Annotated in this window: 22 protein-coding genes and 1 pseudogene; 10 read left to right on the plus strand and 13 right to left on the minus strand. The window is 69.1% G+C overall.

Annotation, left to right across the window (positions count from 1 at the left end; translation table 11 throughout):
* Positions 1 to 43: 43 nt before the first annotated feature.
* On the minus strand, positions 44 to 562 hold the full coding sequence (locus tag LOZ83_RS30215) for a MarR family winged helix-turn-helix transcriptional regulator (protein ID WP_236795137.1): 519 nt from the start codon (positions 560 to 562) through the stop codon (positions 44 to 46).
* Positions 563 to 858: 296 nt separating this feature from the next.
* On the opposite strand from LOZ83_RS30215, the gene LOZ83_RS30220 reads away from it, so the two are divergent.
* The 6 genes from LOZ83_RS30220 to LOZ83_RS30255 all read left to right on the plus strand — a co-directional run bounded on the left by LOZ83_RS30220 (position 859) and on the right by LOZ83_RS30255 (position 6,226).
* Positions 859 to 1,701, plus strand: coding sequence for an ESX secretion-associated protein EspG (locus tag LOZ83_RS30220; RefSeq protein WP_236795138.1), 843 nt, complete (start codon positions 859 to 861; stop codon positions 1,699 to 1,701).
* A gap of 19 nt (positions 1,702 to 1,720) precedes the next feature.
* Positions 1,721 to 2,158, plus strand: a complete 438-nt coding sequence (locus tag LOZ83_RS30225) for a hypothetical protein (protein ID WP_236795139.1) — start codon at positions 1,721 to 1,723, stop codon at positions 2,156 to 2,158.
* A gap of 34 nt (positions 2,159 to 2,192) precedes the next feature.
* Complete coding sequence (locus LOZ83_RS40290) at positions 2,193 to 4,142, plus strand: PPE domain-containing protein (RefSeq protein WP_308190334.1); 1,950 nt, start codon at positions 2,193 to 2,195, stop codon at positions 4,140 to 4,142.
* Positions 4,143 to 4,150: 8 nt separating this feature from the next.
* Positions 4,151 to 4,549, plus strand: a complete 399-nt coding sequence (locus tag LOZ83_RS30245; protein ID WP_236795140.1) for a type VII secretion target — start codon at positions 4,151 to 4,153, stop codon at positions 4,547 to 4,549.
* Positions 4,546 to 5,046: a YbaB/EbfC family nucleoid-associated protein gene (locus LOZ83_RS30250; RefSeq protein ID WP_236795141.1), complete on the plus strand. Its 501-nt coding sequence runs from the start codon at positions 4,546 to 4,548 to the stop codon at positions 5,044 to 5,046. The genes LOZ83_RS30245 and LOZ83_RS30250 overlap by 4 nt, the downstream gene beginning before the upstream one ends.
* Before the next feature lie 316 nt (positions 5,047 to 5,362).
* The gene (locus LOZ83_RS30255; RefSeq protein WP_236795142.1) at positions 5,363 to 6,226 is read left to right on the plus strand and encodes an SAM-dependent methyltransferase; all 864 of its coding nucleotides are present in this window, start codon (positions 5,363 to 5,365) and stop codon (positions 6,224 to 6,226) included.
* Positions 6,227 to 6,237: 11 nt separating this feature from the next.
* On the opposite strand, the gene LOZ83_RS30260 is transcribed toward LOZ83_RS30255, so the two are convergent.
* Positions 6,238 to 6,378 (minus strand): hypothetical protein, encoded by a 141-nt coding sequence (locus LOZ83_RS30260; RefSeq protein ID WP_236795143.1) that lies wholly within the window; start codon positions 6,376 to 6,378, stop codon positions 6,238 to 6,240.
* Positions 6,379 to 6,580: 202 nt separating this feature from the next.
* On the opposite strand from LOZ83_RS30260, the gene LOZ83_RS30265 reads away from it, so the two are divergent.
* Positions 6,581 to 7,447 (plus strand): hypothetical protein, encoded by an 867-nt coding sequence (locus LOZ83_RS30265; RefSeq protein WP_236795144.1) that lies wholly within the window; start codon positions 6,581 to 6,583, stop codon positions 7,445 to 7,447.
* A 94-nt stretch (positions 7,448 to 7,541) separates the two neighbouring features.
* Positions 7,542 to 8,018 carry a universal stress protein gene (locus tag LOZ83_RS30270; protein WP_374202738.1) on the plus strand — a complete coding sequence of 159 codons (477 nt, stop codon included), beginning with the start codon at positions 7,542 to 7,544 and terminating at the stop codon, positions 8,016 to 8,018.
* A 218-nt stretch (positions 8,019 to 8,236) separates the two neighbouring features.
* Here the strand turns inward: LOZ83_RS30270 and LOZ83_RS30275 are convergent, their stop codons facing one another.
* The 5 genes and pseudogenes from LOZ83_RS30275 to LOZ83_RS30295 all read right to left on the minus strand — a co-directional run bounded on the left by LOZ83_RS30275 (position 8,237) and on the right by LOZ83_RS30295 (position 12,709).
* Positions 8,237 to 8,407, minus strand: a complete 171-nt coding sequence (locus tag LOZ83_RS30275) for a hypothetical protein (RefSeq protein ID WP_236795146.1) — start codon at positions 8,405 to 8,407, stop codon at positions 8,237 to 8,239.
* 102 nt (positions 8,408 to 8,509) lie between these two features.
* Positions 8,510 to 9,313 carry an SAM-dependent methyltransferase gene (locus tag LOZ83_RS30280; RefSeq protein WP_236795147.1) on the minus strand — a complete coding sequence of 268 codons (804 nt, stop codon included), beginning with the start codon at positions 9,311 to 9,313 and terminating at the stop codon, positions 8,510 to 8,512.
* 14 nt (positions 9,314 to 9,327) lie between these two features.
* Positions 9,328 to 10,230: pseudogene (locus LOZ83_RS30285) on the minus strand (DUF5753 domain-containing protein).
* Positions 10,231 to 10,335: 105 nt separating this feature from the next.
* Complete coding sequence (locus tag LOZ83_RS30290; protein WP_236795148.1) at positions 10,336 to 11,736, minus strand: phosphatidylinositol-specific phospholipase C domain-containing protein; 1,401 nt, start codon at positions 11,734 to 11,736, stop codon at positions 10,336 to 10,338.
* Between the two features lie 91 nt (positions 11,737 to 11,827).
* Entirely contained in the window at positions 11,828 to 12,709 is an 882-nt protein-coding gene (locus tag LOZ83_RS30295; protein WP_236795149.1) for an AraC family transcriptional regulator, read from the minus strand.
* A 156-nt stretch (positions 12,710 to 12,865) separates the two neighbouring features.
* On the opposite strand from LOZ83_RS30295, the gene LOZ83_RS30300 reads away from it, so the two are divergent.
* Positions 12,866 to 13,948, plus strand: coding sequence for an aldo/keto reductase (locus LOZ83_RS30300; protein ID WP_236795150.1), 1,083 nt, complete (start codon positions 12,866 to 12,868; stop codon positions 13,946 to 13,948).
* A 7-nt stretch (positions 13,949 to 13,955) separates the two neighbouring features.
* Here LOZ83_RS30300 and LOZ83_RS30305 read toward each other — a convergent pair whose 3' ends face one another.
* The 3 genes from LOZ83_RS30305 to LOZ83_RS30315 are packed head-to-tail and all read right to left on the minus strand — an operon-like array spanning position 13,956 to position 16,334.
* Positions 13,956 to 14,759: a siderophore-interacting protein gene (locus LOZ83_RS30305; RefSeq protein WP_236795151.1), complete on the minus strand. Its 804-nt coding sequence runs from the start codon at positions 14,757 to 14,759 to the stop codon at positions 13,956 to 13,958.
* 18 nt (positions 14,760 to 14,777) lie between these two features.
* Positions 14,778 to 15,686: a PDR/VanB family oxidoreductase gene (locus LOZ83_RS30310; protein WP_236795152.1), complete on the minus strand. Its 909-nt coding sequence runs from the start codon at positions 15,684 to 15,686 to the stop codon at positions 14,778 to 14,780.
* A gap of 12 nt (positions 15,687 to 15,698) precedes the next feature.
* Complete coding sequence (locus tag LOZ83_RS30315) at positions 15,699 to 16,334, minus strand: MSMEG_1061 family FMN-dependent PPOX-type flavoprotein (RefSeq protein WP_236795153.1); 636 nt, start codon at positions 16,332 to 16,334, stop codon at positions 15,699 to 15,701.
* Between the two features lie 168 nt (positions 16,335 to 16,502).
* Between LOZ83_RS30315 and LOZ83_RS30320 the strand changes: the two genes are divergently transcribed.
* The gene (locus tag LOZ83_RS30320; RefSeq protein WP_236795154.1) at positions 16,503 to 17,126 is read left to right on the plus strand and encodes a TetR/AcrR family transcriptional regulator; all 624 of its coding nucleotides are present in this window, start codon (positions 16,503 to 16,505) and stop codon (positions 17,124 to 17,126) included.
* A gap of 45 nt (positions 17,127 to 17,171) precedes the next feature.
* Here LOZ83_RS30320 and LOZ83_RS30325 read toward each other — a convergent pair whose 3' ends face one another.
* The 3 genes from LOZ83_RS30325 to LOZ83_RS40585 form a co-directional block, all read right to left on the minus strand.
* Positions 17,172 to 18,203 (minus strand): hypothetical protein, encoded by a 1,032-nt coding sequence (locus LOZ83_RS30325; protein WP_236795155.1) that lies wholly within the window; start codon positions 18,201 to 18,203, stop codon positions 17,172 to 17,174.
* Positions 18,204 to 18,209: 6 nt separating this feature from the next.
* Positions 18,210 to 18,536: a hypothetical protein gene (locus tag LOZ83_RS30330; protein WP_236795156.1), complete on the minus strand. Its 327-nt coding sequence runs from the start codon at positions 18,534 to 18,536 to the stop codon at positions 18,210 to 18,212.
* A 99-nt stretch (positions 18,537 to 18,635) separates the two neighbouring features.
* Positions 18,636 to 19,604 (minus strand): helix-turn-helix transcriptional regulator, encoded by a 969-nt coding sequence (locus LOZ83_RS40585; protein WP_236795157.1) that lies wholly within the window; start codon positions 19,602 to 19,604, stop codon positions 18,636 to 18,638.
* Positions 19,605 to 19,617 lie beyond the last annotated feature (13 nt).

A 19,617-nucleotide genomic window follows, 5' to 3' on the forward strand; every position in this document is an offset into this window, starting at 1 on the left:
GGCCCTAGCCTCCTCGCTCCGGCCGATATGGTCAATGTATGTACTATCTGGTGCGCACGTCGAATCGCTGATGGGTGATGAGCTTGTCCAGCAGCAGCACCAGAATCCGCTGCTCCGCCTCGGTCAGTACGCTCGCCCACTCGTGCTCCCGCTCGTTCTGTTCGCGGAACACCTCGACCATCTCGCGCTGCCCCCGCTCGGTGAGCGACAGCAGGACCGACCGGCCGTCGTGCTCGCCCGGGGTGCGCGCGAGCAGCCCGTCCGCCACCAGGGTCTTGCTCAAATTGGACACCGCGGCCCGGCTCATTCCGCTCAGCTGAGCGGCTTTCCGCGCTTCGAGCGGACCGGCCAGCCATGTCACGAACAGCAGCCGGAACCCCGACCACGACCGGCCGCGCGGGCGGTGCACCGTCGCTTCGAGGTCGTAGGTCACGACGTTCGAGGCCCGGTTGAGCGTCAGCAGCACCCGGGTCGCCAGCTGGTGGGAAAAACCGAATTCCCCGGACAGGCGCCGGCCGGCCAGTTCGATGAAGGACCAGAAGTCGAGCTCGTCAGCGGCCATGAGGCCAGCTTAGTTCATACATTGACCATCTGCTCGGCTGCCCGATAGATCAGCGAAGCAAGGCACGATGGGGCAAACTCATCAGAACGTGTGAACCGGTTCCGCGGCTCCACCGTCCCATCCTCGGTGTTCACGCACGAATCCGCGTTGTGATCACCGTCTCCGAACCGAGCGGCGCTCGACATACGTCACCCTCGCGCGGAGACTTGATTGCGAACAGACCAGACTCAATGCCAGCGGTTCACAGCGAACCGGATGACCTGTCAGATCGGCCCCGGAAAGGTAAGTAAGCGTCGATGGTGTCTCGGTTCGACTTCACGCTCGGCAGCGTGGAGGCCGTCGTCGTCGGGCGGGCGGTCGGTGTGGACGCCCGCATCTTCCCGTTGCGTATCAGCAACACCACGGTAGACCCGGTCCGCTTCGTGAAGCTGGCCAAAAAGGTCTACTACGACCTCGAGGATCGGCGGCTGTCGATCCAGGGTGAGCTGAACCGCAACGTGCGACTGGCCTTCGAACTGCTCCGCGATCACCGCGTGGCGATCACCGCCAGCGGCAACGACGTCCGGTACGGCGATCTCGCGGTGTTCGCCGCGAGCGACGGCGCGCAGGCACTGACGATCAGCCAGCTCGACGGTGAAGACAGACTCTGGTTCTCACTACTGCCGGACGAGGAACTCGTCCGGTCGGTCGCGCAGGCCCTGCCCGACGCCGACCCCGCGCCCACCGGACCGCTGAGCATCTCGCAGCGCGAGGACCGGCCGCGCTCGGCGATGGCCGCCCGGCGCCAGGCCGAGCACGAGTTCGACGACGAGGAGACCGAAGCCTTCGGCAGCCTGCAAGTGCGCCGCGTGGTGCGCGGGCGCAACTCGGCCTCGCACAGCACCGAATCCGACGCCGAACGCCTCGAAGAGATCTTCGCCGAGCCGCGGTTCGGCGGCGGCTACTTCACCGGGACCGGCCGGGGGCGCCACGGTGACCGCCGCTCGGCGCCGCCGGTGACCTGGCTCGACACCGAGGCCGGCCGCTACCTGGTCCATACCACGACCGATGAGTCCGGGACGATGACGGCCCGGTATGTTCCGGCCGGGTTCGCCGATGTCACGAAAGCCATCCGCACCATGATCTCCGCCGTCTACTGAGTTCGGGAGGCACAGCAGAATGAGCGACGAGGACACCGCGGCCGCGACCGCCAGGAGCATGGCGACGGCGACCGCCCCGTTGGCGAGCAAGCGCCTGCTGAGTGGTGTCGAGCTGAAGACGATGGCCGTGAACGGCAGCTTCGCCGTGGACGAGTCCACCGGCGAGAGGATGATCCAGGCGCTGCAGGGCATCATCGACTCGCTCGAGGCGCGCTGGTCGGCACTGCAGGGATTCCAGGAATCGCCGAAGATGAGCACCACCGCGACGGCGCAGTGGGTGTCGAGCCTGATGGTCAACACCGCGACCGACGACAAGGGACTGCTCACCCAGCTGCAGCAGGCGAAGGCCGAACTGCCCACGTACATCGAGGCGATCAACCTCGCCAAGTCGAACTACCAGAACCAGGACCGCGACACCGGCACGACCCTGCACCGGGTCAACGGCACGCAGCCCTGACGGCCGAGCGAAGAGACGACGGAGGAGAACGATCGTGGCCCTGTCCGCGCCGGGTAGCGCTTTCGACGACATCACCGAGGACCCGAACTCGCGGTACTACATCGGCCCCAAGGGCACCCAGTCCGCCTCCGGCGACGAGATCCGCGCCGAGGTGACCAGGGAAGTCGACACCGAGATCGCGAACGGCTGGCTCGGCGACGTGGTCTCGCCGGAGACCCGGGACCAGACGATCCAGCGCCGGTACGAGCAGCAGATCGCCGACTCGCGCAACACCCTGCACAACGACCTGCCCGACAACCTGGAGCTGCGCGACCACGGCACCCCGCCGACGACCATGTGGGACAACGCGACCCACCCGCAGATGGTCGAGGCGATCAGCCAGAACGCGGACCCGGCGGCGGTTGCCGTCACCTCCGAGGAATGGGTCAGCCTGGGCAACGAGCTGACCGACCACCAGCAGAACCTCGCCGACGCGATCAACGACAGCATGTCGAACTGGCAGGGCGCCGGCGGCGACGCGGCGCGCGAGCACCTGGCGAACGTCGGCAAGTGGCTGGGCACCACGGCCCAGGGCGCGACGCTGACCGGGCGGCAGCAGGAGATCCACTCGCAGACGCTCAACGAGACGCAGAAGCAGATGGCGGCGAACCCGCCCGTGCAGTTCGACGTGCAGCAGGCGAACGCGCAGCTGCAGACGATCAGGGACCCGGCCGTCTACGCGCAGCAGGCGTCGGTGGACATGAACGTGATGGCGCAGCAGCAGGCGGCGCGTCAGCAGGCCGCCCGGGTCATGACGCAGTACGACCAGACGGTCGGTACGGCCACGAGCACCCCGGCGTTCCCGCCGCCGCCGAAGCTGCCCGGCGCGCAGGCCGCGACCGCGCCGCTGCGGGCCGACGGCGCCCCCGGCGGCGCCAACTCCGGCGTGAACGCCTTGCGGGACGGCGGTGCCGGCGCGGCCGGCCTGCCGGGCGGCGGTTCTGGTTCCGGCATCCCCGGCGGCGGCGGTTCCGGTATCCCGGGTGGCGGCGTCCCCGGCGGCAGTGGCCCCGGTGCGGGTGACATCGCCGGCATTCCCGGTGGCGGCGGCCCCGGCGCCGGTGACATCCCCGGTATTCCCGGTGGCGGCGGTCCTGGTGCGGGCGACATCCCGAGCATTCCCGGTGGCGGTATCCCGGGCGGTGGCCTGCCCGGCGGCTCGCAGACCGGTGGCGGCATCCCGGGCGGCGGTTCCATCCCGTCCATTCCGGACACCACGATCCCGTCTTCCAGCACCGACCCCAGCTCCTTCGGCGGCGGCCTGGGCGGGATCCCGGGAATCGGCCAGGCCGGCGGCACCAACGGCGACATCACGTCCCGGCTCGGCGGTATCGGGCCGACCGGCAACCCGCTCGGCGGGATCGACGGGTTCGGCGGCACCAGCGGCGGGACCGGCGGGTCCAGCGGGCTCGGCAACATCCCCGGTATCGGCGGTACGGGTGGTTCCAGCGGGATCAAGGGCATCGGCGGGCTCGGTGGGATCGGCGGCCTGAAGGGCAGCATCCCCGGACTCGAAGAGCCCGGTAGCATCAAGGGCTCCACGGGTTTCGGTTCCGGTGGGACGAGCGGCTTGAAGGGCATCGGCGGGCTCGGTGGTGGCACGGCCGGCGAGGGTGTCGGCGGTGCCGGCCTGAAGGGCATCGGCGGCAGCGGTGGCAGCGGCGCGAGCGGCAGCAGGCTCGGTGCCGGTGCCGCGTCCGGCGCGGCGGCGGCCGAGGAGGCCGCCGCGGCACGTGGTGGCACGGGCGCAGCCGGCAAGGCGGGCGCGTCCGGCTCCTCCGGGCTGGGCGGTGCGCACGGCGGCCGGGGCCAGGGCAGCGAGGACAAGGAACACAAGGTCGCCGACTACCTCGAAGGCGATCCCGAGCTGTTCGAGCCGGAACAGGTCGTGGCTCCTCCGGTCATCGGTGACTGGAAGAAGAGCAAAGAGGACAAGAAGAAGTAGGGGGTGTCATGTCTTTCGAAGTGGTGCCGGACGAGCTCCGCACGCACGCGAGCCATCTGGACGGGCTGAAGGACCGGCTCAGCACGGCGGCCGACGCGGCGCACACCGTTGTCATGGACAACGGGGCGTACGGGCTGATCTGTTCGTTCCTGCCGCCGATCGTCAACGCGACGACGCAGGACGACGCCACGGACGCGCTCAAGTCCGCGGTCGAGGGCATGACCACGACGGCGGACAACGTCCGCTCGGCGGCGTCGAGCTACGACGAGCAGGACAAGAGCAACGCCCAGCCGTTCGAACGGCAGCTGGAGTCCGTCGGCGGCGGCGCCGCGATCACGCCCCGGTTCGGCACCGTGGTTCACGGCAGCACCCCCGCCGAGCTTCGCGACCAGGCGGTGCCGGAATGACCAGTGCGAACGGACTCGGCGGCCTCATGCACGACCCGGACCAGGCCGCCGCGCAGATCGACGCGTGGGCGGAAGGGTTCGCGCAGAAGGCCGAGCGCTACCGGGCCGCCCAGGAGCGGACCGAGGAGATCCGGCTGACCGCGGGCAACAAGGACGGCTCGGTGCGGGTCACCGTGCGGGCCGACGGCAGCGTCACCGACCTCGACCTGGCGGGCCGGGCCCGCAGCATGCCGCTGGAGGAGCTGTCCGCGCAGATCCTCACGACCATGCGCAAGGCGCAGTCCGGGATCGCGGAACGCGTCGCCGAGGTGATGACCGACGAGATCGGCGACGAGGACCCGCAGACCCAGTCGCTGATGGTCGACAACCTGCGCAGCCGCTTCCCCAACCCGGAAGCCGACGAGGACGACGAGGACAGCGCCCCGGAAACCCCGGCCGACGAGCCGCGGCGCCCGTCCGCCGACAGCAGTGACGAAGACGAGAACAACCCGTGGTGAAAGCGTTTTCGCGGATCCACTGAAACGGCCGAGTGGGAAACGGGAGAGGCCGGCCTTGTCGGGGCACAAGGCCGGTCTCTCCTCATCCGCCGGGGGACGACTGGTTCGGTGGGGACCGGGGGTTTGTCGGATGCATCTGGAATTTTTCCACTTGTCGCCCGAAAACGCGCGACGCTGACCACTCTCGATCGGGCGGAACGGTGATCACGCAGCGCGAACGCTGTCACGAACTCGGGCGAACGGGGACCACTCGCCGGGTGATGGGAAGAATCCGACATACTGGTTGCGTGAGGCAGCAGCACGGGAAGGCACCACGGTGAACGATCGCGGACCGGATCCCTTCCCGCCCGAGGGCGTCGACCTGGACCACCCGAGCGTGGCCAGGGTGTACGACTTCCTCCTCGGTGGTTCAGCCAACTGGGCGATCGACCGCGCCTTCGGCGAACAGGTCGTGAACCGGTTCCCGCTGCTCAAATCGGTCGCGATCGCCAACCGGCTGTACCTGCACCGCGCGGTGCGGCAGCTGCTGCGCCTGGGTGTGCGGCAGTTCATCGACATCGGCTCCGGCATCCCGACGATGGGCAACACGCACCAGATCGCGGACGAGGTCGCGCCGGACTCGAAGGTCGTCTACATCGACAACGAACCGGTCGCCGTCGCCCATTCGCGTTACCTGCTGGACAAGCAGGGTGATCCCGCGCGGCACGCGGTGATCCACGGCGACATGCGCGACCCGGACGGCCTGTGGGAGCGCGTCGCCGAGACCGGCGTGATCGACTTCGACCAGCCGGTCGCCGTGCTCCTGGTGGCGGTCCTGCACATCCAGCAGCCCGGCCGGGACGGCACCGACGTCGGGCCGCAAGCGGTGGCGCGCTATCGCGAACTGCTGAAGTCCGGTTCGTACCTGGTGATCTCGCACCTGACCGACGAGGGCGTGCCCCCGGAGCTCGACCAGAAACTCGTCGAGCTGAAGGCGCTCTACGACGCGTCGTCGAACCCCGTGGTGTGGCGCAAGCAGGGCGAGATCGCCGCGCTGCTGGGCGATTTCGAGCTGCTGCCGCCGGGGATGACGTGGACTCCGTTGTGGCATCCCGAAGAGAGCAGCCCGAACTCGCCGGCGCTCGAGTTCGAGCGCCCCGAGGAATCCGTGATCTGGGTGGGTGTCGGGCGCAAGCCCTAGCGTTTCTCTCCTCACTGGGACGTCGTGACCGCGGCCGGGCTCGCCGGCGCGGGGTTCGCGGCGTGTCCCAACGCGACTCCGGCGACGAGGCACAGCACCGCCACCCAGCAGGCGAATCGCAGGACGGTCGAAAAAGAACAGAAGATCTTCATTTCGTACTCCTCAGCGGGGATCCGGGTTACCGGAACCAGAATGACGAGCCGGGGAAACGCCCGGCAAGAAGTTTCCCGTTTCCTTGGTGCGCCGGAACAGGAAACATCACGCACCGTTCGCACGATCACCGGTATGGAGCCTGGACACCCGCCCGAAGGGTTCAGAATGATGGGCTGTCCGGGGCATCACGAAGGGGAACGTGTGGAGGACCTCAGCGCCGCGGATCTGGCCGGTGAGCTGAAGGTACTGCGGAAAGGCCGCGGTATCGCCGCGATGCGGCTCGGCGAACGGACCGGTTCCGCATTACGGACGGCGTGCCGGATTTCACCGGAGGACGACGTGGCGGAATTACGCCGAAAGCTTTCGGAATGGCTCGGCGAACTGGCCGGGAAACTGCCGCGGGATCTGTGTACCGTCGTGCTGGCCGCGTTCGCGCTGCACAAGGACGCGCAGCATCCCTTCTACCAGGAGCGGGTGCGCTGGCTCGCGCAGGCGCTCGAACGGCACGACCGCACCATCCGCCGTCGCATCGACGAAGGGATCGCGCGGCTGGCCGAGCTCGCGGTCGCCGGCCCGCACAGTGGCGCCGCGGAAGACCAGCGGTGGCACACCGAGGAGCTGCGGGTCACCCTCGCCCTGGACCGACCGGTGCCGGAAACCTTTATGCTGCGCCGGATCATCGCCGACGTGGATGGAGTGTCCGAAGTGGACATCATCGCGGCGGACCATTTCGCGGACATCGAGGTGTTCCACGGTGGCACGCTCGCGGGCCGGGCACTGGAGCTGCCGGACACGTTGCGCCGTGGCGAGCGTCACGAGATCGCGCTGCGGCTGCGGGCCGAACTGCCGTCGCCGCAATGTGTCTGCGTGCCGCGCCAGCCATGCGACGTGTTCGACCTACACCTGCGGTTCGGCGCGGACCGCCCGCGTGACGTCGCGCTGATCGAGAAGGTCCCGGACGAGAGTGTCGCCGCGGGGCCACGGGTTCCGTTGGATCGGGCGGGCGAGGTCCACGTCCGGTTCCAGCAGCTCACGCCGGGTTTCGCGTACGGGGTGAAGTGGGCCTGAAGTGTCTATTGTGGACTGCGGGTGGCGGGTAGGCAGGAGGCCGCGCGGCGGCGATAATGGGCGGGTGAGCGCCGATGACACCCGGTCCCTGCCGCTGGTCGAGGAGTACGGTCCCGCCTGGCAACCCGGCCCGTTCGAGCGGGGTACCGATGGTCCACACCTGATCCTGGCCGGTGTCGACGGTTCGCCCAGCGCGCTGCGGGCGGGCGCCTACGCGGCAGGACTCGCCCGGCGCCAGCGCTCGCGGCTCGTCATCGTCTACGTGCTCGCGCCGTCGGTGTGGACCGGGATGTCGCCCAGCCTGCTCGCCGCCGCGCAGGAGGAGGCGCACGACGACATGATCACCGAGCTGCGCCGGCCCATCGAGAACCTGGCCGAGGAGTCGAACATCAACGTCACGTTCGAGATCCGCCGCGGCGACGCCTACACGGAACTGAAGCGGGTCGCGATCGACCGGCAGGCCGACCTGGTGGTGGTCGGCGCGTCGGACAGCGCCGGCCACCGCCTGGTCGGCTCGGTCGCGAACCGCCTGGTACGCGCCGGCCTCTGGCCGGTGACGGTGGTGCCATGAAGCCATCGCGGCGGCGCGGGCGGCGGAACCTGACGCGGCCCTGGCGCTCCGACCGCCTTGCCAGGAACCACGCCAGAACCGGCAGCGGCGCGAGTCGCTAGCCCACGGCAAGCAACCCGCGCCGCGTACTACCAATCCGACGGCAGCGACGGCAGCCACGAGCAGTCACCTGCAGACGGTGTCCGCCTACTGTCGGTCGGGCTGGTGACCAACACCGCTCAGCGAACCTCCTCGTCCCGTGGCTCGGCGCCTGCCTCGGCCTGGCCCGCTTCCACCACGGTCCAGTTGCCCAGGCCGCCGGCCAGTTGCTCGGCGTACCGCTCGGCCGCCGCCTGCGTCGGGAACCGGATCTCCTGCGCGCGCGAACGATGAGTGATCTTGTATGCCATCTTGTCTCCCCTGCGACTCCAACCCTCGCCACCCACCTTAGAACAGGCGTTCGAGAGCGGCAACTCGGGGTCTTTCCCTTGCGGGAGCAGGGAAACCGACGCTCAGCCGACCCGTCCGACGCCGCCGAGCAGGACTTGGCGCGACTCGTCCTCTTCGTCCGGGATGTAGGCCGGGTCGGCCGGATGCCAGTCCTGCGCGAGCACCAGCCCGGGCGGCACCAGCGTGGTCCCGGCGAAGAACTCCCCCACCTCGGCGGCGGTCCGCCGATGGAACTGCTCTGTGACCGAGTGGTTGTAGACCCTCGTCCACTCGTTCTGCAGGCGGCGGCTGCGCTCGTCGGCCGGTTCGGCGCCGTGGCTGATGACCAGGTGGCTGCCCGGCGCAAGCGGCTCCAGGTAGCTCCGGACGAGCCGCGCGGGCTCCAGCTCGTCCGGGATGAAGTGCAGCACCGACAGCAACAGCAGCGCGACCGGCCGGCCGAAGTCGAGCATCCCGGTCACCTCGGGGTTCGCCAGGATGCCTTCGGGCGCACGGAGATCGCCGTGCACCGACGTCGCGTGCGGGTTCCCCGCGAGGATGCGGCGGCTGACGTCGACGGTGTCCTGCTCGTAATCGACGTACACGACGCGGCTGCCGGGCGCGACCTCGTGCACGCTCGCCGCGACCGGATAGCCGGACCCGATGTCGAGGAACTGGTCGACCCCCACCCCGGTGAGGTACCGGACGGCGCGGTGCAGGAACTCACGGTTGTACTTCGCGACCCGCGACGCCAGCGGGAACGACCGCTGGCTGTTGATCGCCGCCTCCCGGTCGGCGGCCACGTGATGCCGCCCGCCGAGCAGCCAGTCCCACACCCCCGCCGCGGTCGCCGTCGTGCGCTCGGCCGCGGGCCCCGGATCCTGCATGCCTCTCCTCGTGCTCAACGGAAATCCTCGAGAACGCGCCACAGGAACGCTCTGGTCTCGTGTGGCGACAAGGCGGCGCTGCTCGCCCTGTTCCACAGCTCCTCATAATGCCGCACGTCGTCGCTCCACTGCAGCTCATCGCCGATCGTGGTGAACGCGTAGTCCAGATGCCGCGGCAACTCCCCGATCACGCCGGGTGAGGCGAGCCGCAGCAGCGCGAACCGTTCCAGGATCCCCTTGCGCGAGATGACCCGCGGCCCGGCGGCGGCCTTGAACGGCACCAGCTGCAGGATGATGTTCGGCCGCCGCGACAGCGTGATCAGGTGCTCGAGCTGCCGGATCATCACGCGTTCATCGCCCTGGACCCCGCGCACCGCGGACTCGCTGAGCACGGTGTAGACGTTCGGCGGCCGGTCGCGGGACAGCACGCCGTGCTACCTGGCCTGCTGCGCCCGCACGGCCAGGTCCACGTCGCCGGACGGGTCGAGCAGGCCCGCCCGCACATACTCCTCGCATTGCAGCAGCTCGGGAAGGCGTTCGCTGGCGACGTACCGGATCAGGACGGCGTCCTCCTCCAGGTCGACGTAGCGCCGGTAGGACTCGGAGTAGATCGACCGATAGCCGTGCCAGCGCCCGCGCTGGGAGAGCTCGCTGTTGAGCAGGGCGGCGAGCTGACGGTGACCGTCGTCGGCGCCGTAGGCACGCAGCAGCGAGTCCAGATCCGCCGGCGTGATACCGGTGTCGGCGCTCTCCAGCCGGGCGATCTTGTTCTGGACGCTCGCCGCGCTGGCCCGCGCCCACACCGCGTGGCCGGCGTCGTGCTGGGTGACCTGCTTGCGCTCCCGCAGGTACCGCACGAGCGCGGCCAGCTGCAGCTTGCGGCCGGTCGGCGTGTGCGCCAGCACGGAATCGTCCACGGTCGGTCCCCGGCTCGGGCGGCCCGGTTCCGTTGCGTCCGAAGTGGATTATCCGTGGGCCGCGATGCACCACTCAGTGTTCGGCGCGGCGGCGGTCATGTCCACTCATTCGACGGCTTGGCTCACCAGGTTCTGATACCACGCGTCCCACGGGTGATTGGTGGCCGGGTAGTTGGCGAGCGGGTTGGTCGCGAGGCTCGCCGAGTCGAAGTCCCAGCCGCGGACGACGTGGCCGGCGTTGCGGGCCGAGGTGATGAACGACGAGTCCGTCGCGGGGGCGGCGTAGAACAGCGCGCCCTGCTGGAGTTCCGTGCTGTCGCCGTCCTGATACTCGTCGAACGCCGTCTGCTGGTAGGCGATCCGGCCGCCGGTCACGGAACCCGTGGTGTAGCGCAGGGTTTGCGCCGGGGTCGCGCCGTCCGCACCGGTCCAGACCGAAACCGTGTGCCCGCCCGCGGTGGCCGTGGCCTTCGGGTAGCGGCTGTCGGAGGTCGTCGAGTTCCCGCTCCAGGCGACGGTCGAACCGTTGAGCACACCGGACCACTGCCAGTTCTGGCTGCTGCTCTGGCTCTGGTGGATCTCGCGCAGCTTCGTGCCGGACGAGTCCGTGAACGCGACCGTGGGCTGCACACCGTTGTCGTACTTGGTGCTCGCCGACCAGGTGATCTCGCCGTCCGCGCCCAGCTGACCGGTGTGGTACCAGAGCGTGCTGGCGCTCTGCGACTGGTGCACCTCGACGATCTGGCCGTTGTCGTTCAACGCGATCGCGGGTGTCTTGCCGGTGTCGTACTGGCCGTGGCGGTTCCAGGTGACGTGCCCGTCGGCGGTGTACGTGCCGGTCCAGTACCAGAGCGTGCCGCTGCCGGAGTCGTGCACCTCGACGATCTGGCCACGGTTGTTCATCGCGATGGCGGGGTTCGAGCCGGTGTCGCGCCGGTACGCCGCGCGGGTGGTGGCGTCACCGGACAGCAGCGGCAGGATCCGGCCGCGCAGGCTGTCGACCGACGGCAGGCTCGCGTAGTTCGCCGCGGTGGCGAGGCTGGTGCCGAACACGTCGGTGAGTTCCTGGTTCAGCGCCGCGAGATTGCCGGCCGCGAAAGACGTGTTGTCCGTCAGATTGTCCTTGATGTCCAGCATGACCACGATCGGCGCGTGCGACGGGTGCGCGTCGGACCAGGTGTCGACGACGCGCAGCCAGTCTCGCAGCGCATTGGACGCCGGGTTTCCCGTGTGGTCGACCAGGTTTCCGGGCGAATCGTGGCCCACGGCGTAGTCGTGGGTGGTGCCGTAGTCGTTGTCGTGGATGTCGAACTCGAGGAACCGGACCCCGCCGTCGAGCTGCTGGGTGATGGATCCCTTGGCGCCGTCGACGTTTCCGGAGTAGCTGTTGTGCGTCGAGGAGAACAGCGCGGACGCGAACGGCGTGTCGGCCCTGGCAGCGGGCGTGGCGAGCACGGTCAGCAGCACGGCGGCCGCGCAGGGCAGCAGGTTCTTGGCTCGGATCACGGGTGTGAGGATGACAGTCCCGGCCCATTTTGGGTGGGGAATTGACGAACCTTCACGGAGATGTCGGCCCCCGTTCAGCGCCGCCGAGTTTTCAGGGGAGCTGCTGGAGATCTCGCGACACCTCGGCGCGGAGGCGCGCGGCGTCCTCGCCCGGCGGGGCGCCAAACAGGCGGCGGTACTCGCGAGTGAACTGTGACGGGCTGTCGTAGCCGACGAGATGGCCGACACCGGCGATGTCGCCGGGGCGCCCGAGCAGCAGGCTCCGCGCTTCCTGCAGCCGGATTCGTTTCTGGAACTGTAATGGGCTCATCAGGGTGACCGCCCGGAAATGCCGGTGAAACGCGGACGGGCTCATTCCGGTCAACCGCGCGAGCTCGTCTATGCGCATCGGTTCGGCGTAGTGGTCGCGGATCCAGTGGATTGCCCGATTGACGTAGGACAGGTTGCTTTCGGCAAGACCGATCTGCCGCACCAGGCCCCCGAGCGGACCGGTCAGCAGCCGCCAGAGGATCTCCTGCTCGATCAGCGGCGCGAGCACCTCGGCATCCTCGGGACGGTCCAGCAGCCGCAGCATCCTGGCCACCGCGTCGAGCAGTTCGGGGGTCGCGTCGCCGGTCGCCATCGCGGGCAGGTCGCGGGACGGGCGCTCGGCCGGCGCCTTCACCAGCAGCGGGGCGATGGCGGCCGGGCGCAGGACCAGGCCCATCGACAGCGAAGGCGTGTCCAGGTAATAGCCGGTGACCGGCAGATCCGTGGTCACCACCAGACACTGCCCGGCGCGGTACTCGTACACCTGGTCGCCGAGCAGCAGGCTCTTCCCGCCCTGCGCCATCACGACCAGCAGCGGCTCGGTGAGCGAGTAGTCCGGCGGGGCCTTGTCCACATTGGACAGCAACAGGCCCGGGATCGGGGTGCCCAGGTCCGGCCGCGCGTGCCGGAGCACACTGCGCCGGATCTCCGCCAGGGGGTGCATGCCTCAAGGAAAGCACGCCGGCCCCGGCGAGACAAACCCGATCGGACCGGATCGAGCAGGATCGTGCAAGAGCTGGGCGGGATCGGTCTACCGCAGGACGGGTGCCGCGCGATTCCATGGAAGGGACAATTCCCAGACCTCCGAAAAGGAATTCCCATGCCACTCGATCACTACATCACCCTCGGCCGGTCCGGGCTGCGGGTGAGCCCGTTCGCACTCGGCGCGATGAACTTCGGCGAGGATCCCCCGGGCGCGGGGTGCAGTGTCGAGGAGTCCGAGAAGATCCTGTCGACCTATCTGGATCTCGGCGGGAACTTCATCGACACCGCGAACTTCTACACCAACACGCACTCGGAGAAGATCCTCGGCGACTTCTTCGCCGCACGCCCCGGCCGCCGCGAACACGTTGTGCTGGCGTCGAAGTTCTTCTTCAACCTCTTCCCCGGCGATCCCAACGGCGGCGGCGCCGGCCGCACGTCGATCATCAACCAGCTCGACGAGACCCTGCGCCGGATGCGGACCGATTACCTCGACCTCTACTGGATGCACAACTGGGACCGCACCACCCCGATCGAGGAAACCATGCGGACCCTCGACGATCTGGTGCGTGCCGGGAAGATCCGCTACCTCGGGTTCTCCAACACGCCCGCGTGGGTCACCGCGCAGGCGCAGACCCTCGCGCTGCTGAGAGGCTGGACCCCGCTGATCGCGCTGCAGGTCGAGTACTCGCTGCTCGCCCGCACCGTCGAGGGGGAGGTCGCGCCGCTCGCCCGCGACCAGGGCATGGCGCTGACGCCGTGGAGCCCGTTGAAGAACGGCTTCCTGTCCGGCAAGTACCGCCGCGGCGCCGAGGTCACCGACTCCGCGCGCACGGCACACGTCGGCGGCCCGGACGACGACCAGTACCGCGTGATCGAGGCCGTCGCGGGGATCGCCGCCGAACTGGGGACCACCTCCGCCGCGGTGTCACTGGCCTGGCTGCGTGTCCGAGAAGGCACTGTGGTGCCGATCGTCGGCGCCCGGCGTCTGGAACACCTGGAGAGCAACCTCGCCGGTCTGGACGTACAGCTCAGCGTGGCGCATTTGCGGGCACTGGACGAGATCTCCGCGCCGGACCTGAACTATCCGGCGCCGATGCACGGCGCGCCGCGGGCGATGCTCCAGTTCGCGGGCACCACAGTGGACGGTGAACAGTCCACTGTGTACCCACCGTTGCTGGAGAGCGACGTCCGCTACTGAGCGGACCTCAGCCGGGGCTCGAGCGACCGTGCTTCCAGTAGCCGATGAACGCGATGTCCGGCTTCGGCACGTCGCGGTCGTTCACCAGGTGGCGGCGGAGACCGGTGGCCATCCGGGACTCCCCCGCCACCCAGGTGTAGAACCTGCCCGGCGGCAGCGTGGCCTGCCGGATCGCGTCGAGCGCGAGCGTTCCGGGCAGGCCGTCCGCACCGTCGCGGGCGAGCCAGTGCACGTGAACTCCTTCCGGCACAACGATGTCCGGTCGGATGTCGGCCGTCTCCGGCACTTCCAGGTACACCTGGGCGGCCAGCGACTCGGGTGCGTCGTCGAGGATGGCGAGGATCGCCGGCAGCGCGCTCTCGTCCCCGACCAGCATCTGCCACTCCGCCCGCGCGGGCGGCAGGTAGGTCAGCCCGATGTCGAAGATGCCGGCGGGGTCTCCCGGCCGCGCGCGCCGCACCCAGGCCGAAGCCGGGGTGTCGGCGTGCAGCACGATCTCGATGTCGACTTCGTTCAGTTCCGGCCGGGCACGGCGGATCGTGAAGTTCCGCACCCACGGGCGGCTGGCCTTGGACATCACGAGCAGTTCGGCGATCCACGCTTCGCTGTTGACTCTCGGCATGCGCAGCTTCTCCTGCCCCTCGCGAGGGAAGAACAGCCGCACGGCCTGGTCGTCACCGGCCGGTTTGAAGTGTTCCAGTTCGGGGCCACCGAGGGTGATGTTCGCGAAACTGGGGCTCAGCCTCGTGTTCGCGACCACCTCGAGTGTGATCATCTTCCGCGCGTCGGGCAGGCGGACCTTGGGCACCATGTCGCTCCTCGTTTTCGGTCAGAGGTCCACGACGAGGCGGGAGGACAGGGCTCGGGAAACACAACAATACATGCGACCGGGCGCCGCGCCAAGATCGTCGCGGTGCTCGACTTCGCCATCGGTGACGAGGAGCTCACAGCTGCCGCAAACCCCTTCGCGGCACCCGAACGGTACGCGAAGTCCGGCGTGGTTCAATGCGTCCAGCATCGACTCTTCCGGGCCGACGTGCACCGTCTGTCCTGATCGGACACAGTCCACCTCGAACGGCTTGGCGGGCGCGAACTCCTTGACCGTCGGGCGGAAACGCTCGACGTGCAGCCGCCCGGCCGGAAAGACCGCCTCGGCCGCGTCGAGCATCGACGCGGGACCGCAGCAGTAGACGAGTGCGTGCGGGTTCAGCGCTGCCGCCAACACCGAAAAGTCCGGCCTGCCCTGCTTCCCGGTGGCGAAGATCCGCACGCGATCGCCGTAGCGGGAACGGAGTTCGTCGGCAAAAGGCATGGTGGCGACCGATTTTCCCGTGTACACCAACGTCACAACGGCTCCCGCCTCGACCGCGGCGGCCAGCATCGGCACGATGGGGGTGATGCCGATCCCGCCCGCCAAGAACAGGTACTCCGGCGCGGGCAGCAGCGGGAAGTTGTTCCGTGGCACCGAAACGTCCAGGGTGTGACCGGTACGCAGGAACAGGTGGATGTACTCCGAACCACCGCGGCTGAGCCTGTCGTGGCGGACGGCGACGCGGTAGCTGTCGTGATCGGCCGGGTTGCCGCACAGCGAGTACTGCCGGGTCAGCCAGTTGGGCAACGCCAGATCGACGTGCGCGCCCGGCGCCCAGGGTGCCAGCGGGCCGTCGGCGCCACGAAGGACGAGGGACACGACGTCTTCCGCGACCTGGTCCACCCGGTCGAGAACCGTCTGCTGCATAGGGAAACCACCTCAGTACAGTTGCCGGTAGCCGGCTTCGAGCATGTTTTCGAGCACCTTCGGGTCGACGTCGACGCCCATCTGCTCGGCGGCGACCTCGCCCGCCGACGGGATCTCTTCGGCCAGCGCCTGGCTCGCGGGATCCCAAAGCCGGGACCGGATGAGCGCGCGTCCACAGTGGAAGAACGCCTCCACCACGTCGACCACGATCGCCAGTTCGGCCTCCTTGGCCTCGGTGCGCATCCGGGCGAGCACCTCGGGTTCGTCGGTCGGATAGGCGTGACCGTTGACACGCAACACTTCCCGCACGCCGGGGATCATGAACATCAGGCCGATCCCGTCGTTCTCGGCGAGGTTGCGGAACGAGTCGGCGAGCTTGTTGCCGGGCCGGTCGGGGATCGCGAGCGTGCGCTCGTCGAGCACCTTCACGAACCCCGGATAGTCGCCGCGCGGTGTGCAGTCGGGGAACCCGGTCGCGTCGCACGTGGCCATCGCCAGGAACGGGGCGTGCGCGATGAACCGGCGGGAGTGCCGGTCGATGTGGCCGAGCTTCTTCTTCTTGATCATGGCGTCGGGCTCGCCGAGCCGGGCGCGGACCTCGCCCGGCGCGACCCGGCGCGGACGGATCGCCACATTGCTGCTGGTCATGGCACAGTTACCAATCCGACCGAAAGTAGGCGGACACGGTCCGCAGCCGACCTGCTCGTAGACACCCTGTTCCGCCGTGGCTGCCGTCGGATTGGTAACGAACGGCACAGATGAGCAATCATTCGGTTTGCGCGCTACTCGCTTTCGCGCCGGTGCACAGGGGGTGCCATGACGTCGGAGACCCGCCGGCTTCAGCCACGTAAACAGCCACGCCAGGTCCGCGCGGAGCTCACCCGGCAGCGCATCCTCACCGCCGCTGCTCACGTTTTCGCCGAGCACGGGTACGCGGCGGGCACCACCAACCGGATCGCCGAACGGGCCCGGATCTCGATCGGCTCGCTGTACCAGTACTACCCGAACAAGGACGCGATCCTGGCCGAACTGCTGACCCGCCACCTCGACGCCGACAAGGCCACCGACACGCTCCGCCGGCGCGAAGACCTGCCGGAGTCGCTCGAAGACGTCATCCGCCTGTTCGTGCACACGGTGATCGACAACCATCTCGGCGACCCGGAGCTGCTCCGGATCTTCATCGAGCAGGCGCCCCGCTCCGACGAGCTACTCGGGCGGATCACCCGGCAGGAGTGGGCGATGATCGGTCAGCTGCGGGACCTGCTCGACCGGCATCCGGACGCCCGGGTGCACGACAAGGACACCGCCGCCCGGCTCGTCGTGTCCACTGTGGAGCTGAGCGTGCACCAGCTCATCGCCGCGCCCGGCTCGATCGACGTCGTCCGGCTGGAGAACGAGCTGGTCGCGATGATCACCGGGTATCTCACCGCCGATCGGTGAAACGCGCGGATCGTGCCGACCCCCAGGCGGCGCGACGACCGGCGGTCAGGCCGCCCGGTCCGCCTCCAGCCGCTTCGCGATCGGGCCGAGCGGCTGGGTTTCCGGGCCGCCGGTCTTCGGCAGCTTGTCGACGGCGCGGGCGAAGTCGTCCCAGTCGGCCGCGTCCTTGAGCCGGAATTCGGCGGATTTGAAGCCGGGGCTCAGGATGTCGAGGTTCAGCTTCGCGTCCTTGAAGAACGCCTTGGTGTTCTCCTTCGCCATGTCCTCGAGCAGGTCGGTGAAGTGGTTCGCGAGCCGGTCCCCCGCCGCGGCGAGGTTGTCCCGTGCTTCCCGCACCAGCGGCCGGAACACGTCCATGATCCGCTCGGGATCGGTGGCCTCCATGACCTTCTGCCGTTCCTGGATGGCGCCGACGATGGCCCGCAGGCCGTTGATCACCGCGAGCGGGTCCTTCGAGTGCACCGCCTCGGCCGTGCCGGTGACCCCGTCGAACATCTTGAGCACGAATTCGACCTTGGCGGTCCGCCTGTTCTCCTTGGCGTCGGTCAACGCCGTGGTGATGTTCTTCGCCAGTTCCTCGGCGTTCGCCTCACCGGTGCGCACGAGCTTTTCGTACTCTTCGAGCACGCCGTCCAGATAAGCGACATACGTGGTTTGGTTGCCCACAAAGGTCTTCAGGTCCGACAGCCGCGCCTTGACGCCGAGCGCGCCCGCACCCTCCCAATCGGACAGACCCTGATCGGCGGTGTCGAACTTGCCCAGCACGTCGTCCACGTGCACGACCACCGTGGCCAGCTTGGCGCGCGCCTGCACGATCGCCTCGGGCACGTTACTGCCGTACCCGTGGAGTTGTCCCAGGAGCGTGTAGGTCTCCCAGACGACGTCCTTCTTCTTCGCCGCGTCGATCGACAGGTTCCGGACGTATTCCTCGGTGTTCTCCGCGGCGGCACCCCCCAGCCCCGGGATGACCGGCGGCGGCGACTGCTGGGTGAGGATCCGGGCGCACTGGTCGATGACGTCGCACAGCCGCAGGAACTCGGCGAACAGCTGTTGCTGGTACTCCTCGTAGTTGCCCATGCCCGTTCAGTCGTCCTGTCCGTCGGCACGGGCGTACATCGTCCTGATGTTCAGCAGCGCCGTGCCCGCGTAGTCGAGCTCGTCGGCGAGGTGCTTCTGACGGCGCTCCACCGAATCGGCCAGCGTGGCGATGGTGGTCTCCAGCTTGCGCAACGGAAGCTGCGCCGCTGCGCCCTGGAGCAGCTCGTCGAGGGTGCAGCCGTCGGTGAACTCGATGTTCGTCCGGCACGCGTGCACCGAACCGGCGTTCCCGGCGGCGTCGGCTCCCCCCTCGGTCAACGCCTTCCCCGCGGCCGCCAGGCCACTGAGATCCACCGTGAAGCCGCTGCCCATACCCGTGCCCCTCGCGCCCGTTTCGTCCGTCAGGGCACCTTTGCAGGTCCGACTGGGCGGGAACGAGTGCTTTTTCGGCCAATGTCCGGTTCTGGCCACCTACAGCCAGCCCCGTTTCACCGCCGCGACCCCGGCCGCGAACCGGCTGTCCACCTGCAGGATCTCCATGATCGCGCCGACGTGGCGGCGAATGGTCCGGACGGCGGTGCCGGTCTGGCGGGCGATCGTCTCGTCGGTGAGCCCGGCCGCGAGCAGGCTGAGCACCTTGTGCCGGGTGGCGGTGAGCTCGGCCGGTGCCGCCTCGCCGATCACCGTCGTGTCCGGCGCCTGCCACAGCACGTCGAACCAGTCGGCGAGCAGCCGCAACAGCGCCGGCGACTGGATGTGCAGCGCGCCCCTGGCGCCCGTGCGGTCGATGGTGACCAGGGCGACGCTGTCGTCGACGTGCATCATCTTCACCGGGACGGACTGGCGGATCCGGGCCTGCTCCCCGGCCAGCACCGACTGCTCGACGCTGTAGGAACCCCATTCGCCGGTCACGTGTTCGGCGTCGTAGAGCATCCGGAACTCCACGCCCGCCGCGATCGCGTCCGGCGGCGGGAGCAGGAGGCCCTCGGTGGTCGGCCGGTGCCCGGACCGGGCATTGAAGGTGGCGCGGAGCAGGCGGCGCGGCGACCGGTAGAGGCCGGCCGCCAGCCGGGCCATCTCGGCCGGATCGCGCACGGCACGGACGTCCTCGCCCTCCAATGCGCCCTCGGCCAGCCCGGCGGTCGGCGCCACCAATGCGGCGAACCGCTCCCACGAATCGGACAGGCCCGCCTGTAGTTCCGACAGGTGCCGATGCTGCCGGTCGAGTAGCCGCCGCAGGGCGATCGCGGGATGCACGACGCGTACGAGCCGCTGGTCACCGGCCCCGGCGAAGGACAGCAGGCCGGCCTCTTCCAGTTCCCGTCCGGCGGGACTGTCCACATCGAACTGTCCCGGCCCGGCACCGGCCTGGATCTCTCCGGCCGCGCGCAGTCGCTCGTAAGCCTCAGCCGCCGCCTGCGACACCAGTCCCGCGAGCACCGTCGATCGCCCC

It is taken from the genome of Amycolatopsis sp. GM8, from assembly GCF_021653975.1.
GTDB lineage: Bacteria > Actinomycetota > Actinomycetes > Mycobacteriales > Pseudonocardiaceae > Amycolatopsis_E.

Excerpts from the sequence above, each read along its gene's own strand:
- LOZ83_RS30225 (WP_236795139.1), top strand. The coding sequence starts at position 1,721 with ATGAGCGACGAGGACACCGCGGCCGCGACCGCCAGGAGCATGGCGACG.
- LOZ83_RS30325 (WP_236795155.1), bottom strand. The coding sequence starts at position 18,203 with ATGGGCAACTACGAGGAGTACCAGCAACAGCTGTTCGCCGAGTTCCTG.
- LOZ83_RS30275 (WP_236795146.1), bottom strand. The coding sequence starts at position 8,407 with ATGGCATACAAGATCACTCATCGTTCGCGCGCGCAGGAGATCCGGTTC.
- LOZ83_RS30215 (WP_236795137.1), bottom strand. The coding sequence starts at position 562 with ATGGCCGCTGACGAGCTCGACTTCTGGTCCTTCATCGAACTGGCCGGC.
- LOZ83_RS30250 (WP_236795141.1), top strand. The coding sequence starts at position 4,546 with ATGACCAGTGCGAACGGACTCGGCGGCCTCATGCACGACCCGGACCAG.
- LOZ83_RS30295 (WP_236795149.1), bottom strand. The coding sequence starts at position 12,709 with ATGCACCCCCTGGCGGAGATCCGGCGCAGTGTGCTCCGGCACGCGCGG.
- LOZ83_RS30260 (WP_236795143.1), bottom strand. The coding sequence starts at position 6,378 with ATGAAGATCTTCTGTTCTTTTTCGACCGTCCTGCGATTCGCCTGCTGG.
- LOZ83_RS30330 (WP_236795156.1), bottom strand. The coding sequence starts at position 18,536 with ATGGGCAGCGGCTTCACGGTGGATCTCAGTGGCCTGGCGGCCGCGGGG.
- LOZ83_RS30305 (WP_236795151.1), bottom strand. The coding sequence starts at position 14,759 with ATGGTGCCCAAGGTCCGCCTGCCCGACGCGCGGAAGATGATCACACTC.
- LOZ83_RS30245 (WP_236795140.1), top strand. The coding sequence starts at position 4,151 with ATGTCTTTCGAAGTGGTGCCGGACGAGCTCCGCACGCACGCGAGCCAT.
- LOZ83_RS30315 (WP_236795153.1), bottom strand. The coding sequence starts at position 16,334 with ATGACCAGCAGCAATGTGGCGATCCGTCCGCGCCGGGTCGCGCCGGGC.
- LOZ83_RS30300 (WP_236795150.1), top strand. The coding sequence starts at position 12,866 with ATGCCACTCGATCACTACATCACCCTCGGCCGGTCCGGGCTGCGGGTG.
- LOZ83_RS30280 (WP_236795147.1), bottom strand. The coding sequence starts at position 9,313 with ATGCAGGATCCGGGGCCCGCGGCCGAGCGCACGACGGCGACCGCGGCG.
- LOZ83_RS30320 (WP_236795154.1), top strand. The coding sequence starts at position 16,503 with ATGACGTCGGAGACCCGCCGGCTTCAGCCACGTAAACAGCCACGCCAG.
- LOZ83_RS30220 (WP_236795138.1), top strand. The coding sequence starts at position 859 with ATGGTGTCTCGGTTCGACTTCACGCTCGGCAGCGTGGAGGCCGTCGTC.
- LOZ83_RS30310 (WP_236795152.1), bottom strand. The coding sequence starts at position 15,686 with ATGCAGCAGACGGTTCTCGACCGGGTGGACCAGGTCGCGGAAGACGTC.